Source organism: Bradyrhizobium sp. CSS354, assembly GCF_029051725.1.
Lineage (GTDB): Bacteria > Pseudomonadota > Alphaproteobacteria > Rhizobiales > Xanthobacteraceae > Bradyrhizobium.
Genome location: NZ_JAACFU010000055.1, coordinates 1 through 6,962, shown reverse-complemented (window position 1 = coordinate 6,962; position 6,962 = coordinate 1). Strand labels below are relative to the sequence as shown.

Genomic DNA, 6,962 nt, shown 5'->3' with positions numbered 1-6,962 from the left:
GATCTTGAATATCGCAGCGGAACATCGGCACCGAGAAACTCTCATACCGGTTAACCAACCCGATCGAGCGCCTCAACGGCGAGATCAAGCGGCGGACCGAAGTGGTCGGCATCTTCCCCAATGAAGACGCCATCGTCCGCCTCATCGGCGCGATCCTGCTCGAGCAGAACGATGAGTGGGCGGTCCAGCGTGCCCGCTACATGACGCTGGAAACAATCGCGCCATTGAGCGATGATCCGACCGTCAGCCTTCAGGCTATCGCCAGCTGACCGACCCGGCTCCTGCCGGCGAACGCGGTGACCCGCCGCCAGCTACACCACGCCAGGGGACACGATCTCCACAATTCGGCATCGCACGATTAACGTAGCGATCGTCATGCCGGCAAGACGGCTCTTCGGCCTGCATTGGCGTAGTAAACTATGCGTCCTCCTGGGTGACGCGAAGTTAGATACGGAAATCAACGCCCCGGGCCCTCTCGGCGGCAAGAGCTTGCAAGATTTCATTCGGCCGCGAAGTCAGGAAGGCGGCGCTCGGACCAAGCCTTCAGCCCTTCCTGAGCATCGGCGCAAGAGAGACTTTCAAAGAACCTCGCGTTGATCTCTGCCGGATCGGCGGTGCGTCGGCAAATTGAATTGAGCGACGCCTTGAGGCCGCGGAGCGAAGCCGGAGAACGCTGAGCGAGCATTCCGGCAACGACTTCCAATCGCGCTTCGAACCTCTCGGGCGCACAGGTTTCGGTGAGAAAGCCGATCCGCAACATGGTGGCGGTATCAATCTGGTCCCCCATTAGAAACAACCGCTTGGCCTCGGGCAAGCCGAGCCTCTCTACGTATCGTCGGAGACCGGAATAGTAGTACTGGATGCCTAGCCGTGCAGGAGACATCTGCAAACGACAACCTTCGACCCCGATGCGGAAGTCGCACGCGAGCGCCAAGTCAGTGGCCCCCCCGTAGACATTCCCATTGAGACCGCACACCGTCGGGATCGGCAACGCTTCGAGCAAGTCGCACATAGCCGCAAACGCGGCGCTGCACTCCACCGCTCGCTCGCTTGACAGCGTGTCGAGGTCAAATCCCGAGCTGAAGCTCGGCCCGCTAGCCGTGAGGATTAGAACTCGGAGCCCCTTGCGTCCCGCCAATTCTCTTAGCATCGCCGAAAGCGCTTCGATGTCCGCCGGCTCGAACCGATTGTGTCGCTGCGGCCTGTTCAAAAGGATCCACGCGCTCGTTTCAGACACGCGCAACGTAGGCAGCCCCGACCGCTCAAGTGCTTTCTCCTGATTCATAGGTGTTTTATTGCTATTAAAAAAAATATCTGTCAAGATGGAAACGCCTGAGCTTACTGCAAGGCTCGCTTTCATGGGGAGATGGTCGTGGATTCCGCTTTGCTGACCAAGAAGCCATACCGAACAGAGGAGATCGCCCAGTGGATTCGCGACGGAATCGAGTCAGGCGCCTTTCCGCCAGGCTCGCGTTTGGAGGAGCGGCCACTCTCGGAACGGTTCGGCGTCTCGAAAACGCCGGTGCGCGAGGCCCTTATCCAGCTTTCTTCGATCGGCCTGGTTGAGTTGCGTCAGCGTCGTGGCGCTATCGTTACCCTGCTTAGTGTCGAGCAGGTGATCTCGATGTTCGAGGTCATGACCGAGCTCGAAAGCATGGCGGCCAGGCTCGCCGCTTCGCGGATCTCGCCTGACCTCCGCGAGGAGCTGGCCGAGATTCACCGGCTCAGCGCGGCATTCATTCCGACCCTAGATTTCGAGAAGTACGACGCGATCAATAGGGAATTTCACGAGCTGATCTATCGCTGTTCGTGCAACTATTATCTCGAAACGAGCATCAAGGACGTCCGTGGTCGCTTACGCGTGTATCGCAGGTACCCCTTTCAGAAGCCAGGTCGCATCCGCCGCTCGTTCGCTGATCACGCCCAGATCCTGGAGGCCATATTGAGGGGCGACGAGGAGACCGCCGGGAACGCGATGCGAGATCACATCAGCGTTGGCGGCCGCGTGTTCGCAGACCTAATTGTCGAAATGGGACGGCACTCCTGACCAAGGGCTGATCTAGAGGCCTAACAGTTCAACCCGCTGATCAGAATGGGGTCACCTCGTCCGAGCTGCATTGAATCGAGTAAACGCGAATGACATTGGAAAAAAAACCCGATGGACACATCAAGCGTGGGCCAGCTCTCATCACCTCTCGACGTACAGCTACGTAACGTAGCGCCACAACGTCGAGTGCAACTAGACGCACCGACGAAAAGCTGCATCAAGCGCGCTCGCGCGCCGCAAAAGCCCGCACAGTTGTGAAGCTCCTCCGGGCGGGAGAGGCCGACTTGCATCTCTGACGAAGCCATGCGGACAGTTCGGCTCACTCCTTCCCTTTGAGGACCCGCTCAAGCCAGCCATCAAACTCTTTCATATTGTTTTTCGCTTGAAGGATATTTTTTTAGGCGTATTAAACATCTGGATTCGGTTAGGGGCTGCCCAACATCTAGCGCCGGCTGCGCCCCGGTCACCCAAAACGAAGACGGCTCAAATCATGATTGCCAATTTCTACCGGCTGTTCGAGACTTGGCTGCAGCTGGAGCCAACCGGCACAGTCTTCGAGCTCGAGACCGGCCAGACGCTCACGCGTGAATGGCTTCACGTCCTGTCGGGACGATATGCGAATGCATTGCGACGATCCGGATGCGCAACCGGTGATCGCGTCGCGGCCCAACTGGAAAAGTCGGCGCACGGGTTCGCCTTGTACCTCGCCTGCTTGCGTGCAGGATTTTGCTATTTGCCAATGAACACGGCCTACCGGCCAGCCGAATTGGCTTATCTACTACAGGATGCTCAGCCGGCGGTCTTCTTCACGGGACTAAGCGCGGAAGCTCTTGCGGCGGAGATCGTACCAGCGACAACGAAGGCCTTCACCTTCGGTCCACAAGGAGAAGGGACGTTCGCGCCCGTCGTTGAGTTGGTAGATCCAACATACCGGACGATCGAGCTGAGTGGAACCGCCCCGGCCGCGCTTCTCTATACATCTGGTACCACCGGACGCCCTAAAGGTGCTCTCGTCAGTCATGGTGCACTCTCGTACTCTGCGCGGACGTTGAGCGAACTCTGGGGCTTCTCCGCATCGGACGTCCTCCTCCACACTCTGCCGATCTTCCACAGCCACGGACTTTTCATCTCGTTCAACGTAGCTCTGGCAAGCGGAGCGCGGTTGCTTCTTCAAAGCAAGTTCGATGCTGCCGATGTACTCAAGGCCCTTCCGCGTTCGACCGTATTCATGGGCGTGCCGACCTATTACCATCGATTGTTGACGAGCTCGTCGCTAAATAGTGATCGGTGCAGACGAGTGCGGCTGTTCGTGTCGGGGTCCGCACCGCTTTCCGCGGATGTGCATGGCCAATTCGAAGCCCGCACCGGTCATCGTATTCTGGAACGTTATGGTTCGACGGAAGCAATGATCCTCTGCTCGAATCCTTTGGAAGGCGAGCGCAAGCCAAGTTCGGTAGGGCTTCCGATTCCTGGGGTCAATCTGCGCATCAGTGGAAGTAGCGATGAGGTTTTGAAAGCGGGAACTATCGGAATGATTCAAGCGCGAGGGCCGGGCCTGTTTTCCGGCTACTGGAATAGGCCAGACCAGACCCGCGAGGAATTCACAGCCGACGGCTTCTTCCGCACTGGCGATCTGGGATTTGTCGATGACAAAGGATACGTATCGATCACCGGCCGAGCCAAGGATCTCATTATCAGCGGCGGCTACAATGTCTATCCCGCCGAGATAGAAGCAGTGATCGACGAAATGCCCTCTGTTCAAGAGTCAGCAGTCGTCGGTGCCCCGCATCCCGACTTCGGCGAGTGTGTCGTAGCTTTCGTCATCCCTTCAGACAAAGAGCTCCCGCCGGGCGCCGGCGAAGTGATTCAGCGTGTCAAGGATCGTCTCGCAAACTACAAGGTCCCTAAGCAGGTGATCGTTGTCAATGAACTGCCGCGGAATACGATGGGCAAGGTTATGAAGAAAGAGCTTCGGAGCTCGCTCGCTGAACCATCGCGACGCCTCGTCACCGGGGCCCAATAACACACTTCAATCGTTCAGCGCGGTTGGAGCAATCCTGTCTTTAGCTCGTCCAGCAACTCAACTCCGAGGATAATCCGTTGTCCGCCCAATATAGCCCCGCTGACTTTCAGCCTCTCACTTTCCACGATGCTGTGCCGGCCTTTAAGGACGGTACGGACACCCCCCGCAAATACCTCGAGAGATGTCTTGAGACCATCGAGACCCGCGAACCGGTTGTCCGGGCCTGGGTCGAGATGAACATCCCGGCGGCGAGATCGGCTGCCGATGCCTCGACGAACCGGTATCAGGCCGGACGTGAGCTATCGAACGTCGATGGTATGCCAGTCGGCATAAAAGACGTGCTGATGACTAAAGACATGCCTACTCGCATGGGCTCGCCCCTGTTCGAGGGCAATTACCCCAAACAGGATTCTGCTTGCGTGCAAGCACTCAGGGCAGCCGGCGCCATTATCCTCGGAAAGACGGTTACAACCGAGCTCGGTATGTCACACCCCGGACCGACCACCAACCCGTTTGATCCGCTTCGTACCCCAGGGGGATCATCCAGCGGCTCCGCGGCGGTGATCGGTGCCCGCATGGTCCCTGCGGCGATCGGAACACAGGTCGTTGGCTCAGTGATCAGGCCGGCGAGCTTTTGTGCGAACTACGCGATCAAGCCCACTCTCGGCGCTCTTAATCGCGGGGGCGGGGGGAGTCTCAGCCAAAGCAATATAGGCATTCATGCCGGCGATCTTCAGGACATGTGGCAAGTTTCGATAGAAGTCGCCAAGAGGTCGGGAGGAGACCCCGGTTTTCCGGGCCTCTACGGCGGAACAGTGCTCCGCGCCGCGGCGCGCCCGGTGAGGCTCATTGTGATGGAAGCGGAAGGAGCCCCAGAGCTGGATGAAGCTACTAAGGGAGCATTCGACAGTCTTCTGTCGGATCTCCACCGCGCCGGCGTCGAGATTATCGGCAGAACAGATCACCCACTCGTGGAGGCTTTTGAGCAGGCAATTAGCGAAAGTCTGGCGATAAGCCGGGACATTTGCGCATACGAAATGCGTTGGTCACTCGAGAACCTTGTCGAACATTTCGGTGGAGGGTTGAGCGAGAGCCTTACGTCACGTCTCGACGTCGCACGCAAGATGACGCTCGATGATTACCGTCTGGTACTCTCAAAGCGTGAGGCGGCAAAGGCTGCCCACCACGCAATCTCGAACATTGCTGATGCCATTATTTCTCTGTCTTCCGTCGGTCCCGCCCCGAATTTGAACAACAAGGACGTTGATTCCGGCATCATACACACGACCGGCTTGCCAAACTACAATGCCGTGACCTCTGTGCTTGGTGCTCCAACCATCACAATGCCGCTCCTCGCTATCCATGAGCTTCCCGTCGGGGTTCAGGTGATAGGGCAGCAGCATACAGACGACGGTCTAGCGGGAATCGCTCGATGGATAAGCCAGACCATTCACGAGCGGCACGTATGAGCGCCAATGCTCTTAGGCGGCTGAGCAGGCGAGAACACGGCGGACGGTTCGCGAGGCGCGAGCTGCCGGAGTTGATGGACCATACATCCAGTTCGCGGCAAGAAGCGCAAAACGGCGTTTGCGGTTGGGGATCCTGCGCCGCGCCCGTCGAGATCGGATGAGGCCAACCCTGTAGTCACGCTCATTTCAACTGACCCAGACCCGGTACCAAGAAGACCGTGGGCTTAAGCCAGTCTATGCTGGGCGACACACGGCTGCAGCGCGCAACTATTGAATGCATGCCACAAGTGTTGTCGCATAGTGATTCCTGCTGACTGCAAATGATCTCCATCGGCGGCACGCGCCGATTCTTAGAGGCGTGAGGCTCAACGTCTCCTGGATTTTCAACCAAAAACTCACTGAATTTCTGCGCCACTTCGTTATGTCCGCTGCAGGTTAGTACGGCTGTTCCGACTACAAAGAATTATCCAAACGAGGAGATTGCAAATGAAGGTCGGTGTTCCCAAGTGAATCAAGACACACGAGTATCGCGTGGGTCTGACTCCTGGAGCCGTCCGCGAGTAATTGCCGCCGGTCATGCGTAGCGGTTGAGACGAATGCAGGGGCTGGCATTGGTGCAACAGACGAAACCTATCGCAAGGCTGGTGCAACAATCCTGAGCTCCGCTCGCGAGGTATTTGGGTCGAGCGAATTGATCGGAGCCCCAAACTTCCGAATGGACCCAGCTGCGAGAGAATCAGATTCTGTTCACGTATCTCCACTTGGCGCCGGAACCTGAGCAAGCGAAGGGCCTCTTAAAATCTGGATGCACCGCAATCGCCTTAGGTCGATTCCCCGGCTTCTTGAACTTGATGAACCGTTCGAAGGGCGGGCTTGTACCAGGTTCTCGTCCATAGATGCTGTTTGACCTTGCCCCCAGGTTTTATCCAGTCCTGAGTTCGCCCGTGCCGTTGGATTTGCCCGGTTGGGCGGTGGCAGCGACGGGAGCTGGCGCGGAGCCTTCGGCATAGCGCAGCGCCAGATCCCGGCGCGGGTGGCAGGTCATCGCGAACTCGGACGGGGTTCTCCATCCGAGCTGCGAGTGTGGTCTTGTGTCGTTGTAATCGGCCCGCCAGCATCCAAGTATGACGCGGGCTTGTGCCAGTGACGTGAACAACGTCTCGTTCAACAGCTCATCCCGCAGCCGGCCGTTGATGGGGAAGACGGCCCCGCTCCCTCGGCGCCGGCGCTATGCTGGCGAAGTCTGTACCTAACAGGAGCAATCATCATGGAAGCCGTGACAATTGGCTTGGATACCGCGAAGCACGTATTTCACGTTCATGCGGTTGACGCTCAAGGTCAAGTGATCAGCCGCCAACGCCTCCGGCGCGGTGAGATCGTTTCCTTCTTCTCCTCGCTGTCACCCTGCCTGGTTGGGATAGAG

At 58.0% G+C, this 6,962-nt stretch carries 4 protein-coding genes and 4 pseudogenes; 6 read left to right on the top strand and 2 right to left on the bottom strand.

Annotated elements, in window-relative coordinates:
* Positions 1–53: 53 nt before the first annotated feature.
* Positions 54–269 (top strand): annotated as a pseudogene (locus GWG67_RS38500) (transposase); the annotation flags it as partial.
* A gap of 230 nt (positions 270–499) precedes the next feature.
* Here GWG67_RS38500 and GWG67_RS38495 read toward each other — a convergent pair.
* Positions 500–1,360: an enoyl-CoA hydratase/isomerase family protein gene (locus GWG67_RS38495; protein WP_275174860.1), complete on the bottom strand. Its 861-nt coding sequence runs from the start codon at positions 1,358–1,360 to the stop codon at positions 500–502.
* 12 nt (positions 1,361–1,372) lie between these two features.
* Here GWG67_RS38495 and GWG67_RS38490 point away from each other — a divergent pair, with 12 nt between their 5' ends.
* From GWG67_RS38490 to GWG67_RS38475, 4 genes and pseudogenes are all read left to right on the top strand, one after another.
* Positions 1,373–2,047, top strand: coding sequence for a GntR family transcriptional regulator (locus GWG67_RS38490; protein WP_275174859.1), 675 nt, complete (start codon positions 1,373–1,375; stop codon positions 2,045–2,047).
* 490 nt (positions 2,048–2,537) lie between these two features.
* Positions 2,538–4,070 carry an AMP-binding protein gene (locus GWG67_RS38485; protein ID WP_275174858.1) on the top strand — a complete coding sequence of 511 codons (1,533 nt, stop codon included), beginning with the start codon at positions 2,538–2,540 and terminating at the stop codon, positions 4,068–4,070.
* 77 nt (positions 4,071–4,147) lie between these two features.
* Positions 4,148–5,539 carry an amidase gene (locus tag GWG67_RS38480; RefSeq protein ID WP_275174857.1) on the top strand — a complete coding sequence of 464 codons (1,392 nt, stop codon included), beginning with the start codon at positions 4,148–4,150 and terminating at the stop codon, positions 5,537–5,539.
* 510 nt (positions 5,540–6,049) lie between these two features.
* Positions 6,050–6,360, top strand: a pseudogene (locus GWG67_RS38475) (alanine dehydrogenase); the annotation flags it as partial.
* A gap of 101 nt (positions 6,361–6,461) precedes the next feature.
* Here the strand turns inward: GWG67_RS38475 and GWG67_RS38470 are convergent.
* A pseudogene (locus tag GWG67_RS38470) lies at positions 6,462–6,731 on the bottom strand (transposase); the annotation flags it as partial.
* Between the two features lie 75 nt (positions 6,732–6,806).
* On the opposite strand from GWG67_RS38470, the pseudogene GWG67_RS38465 reads away from it, so the two are divergent.
* Positions 6,807–6,962 (top strand): annotated as a pseudogene (locus tag GWG67_RS38465) (IS110 family transposase); the annotation flags it as partial.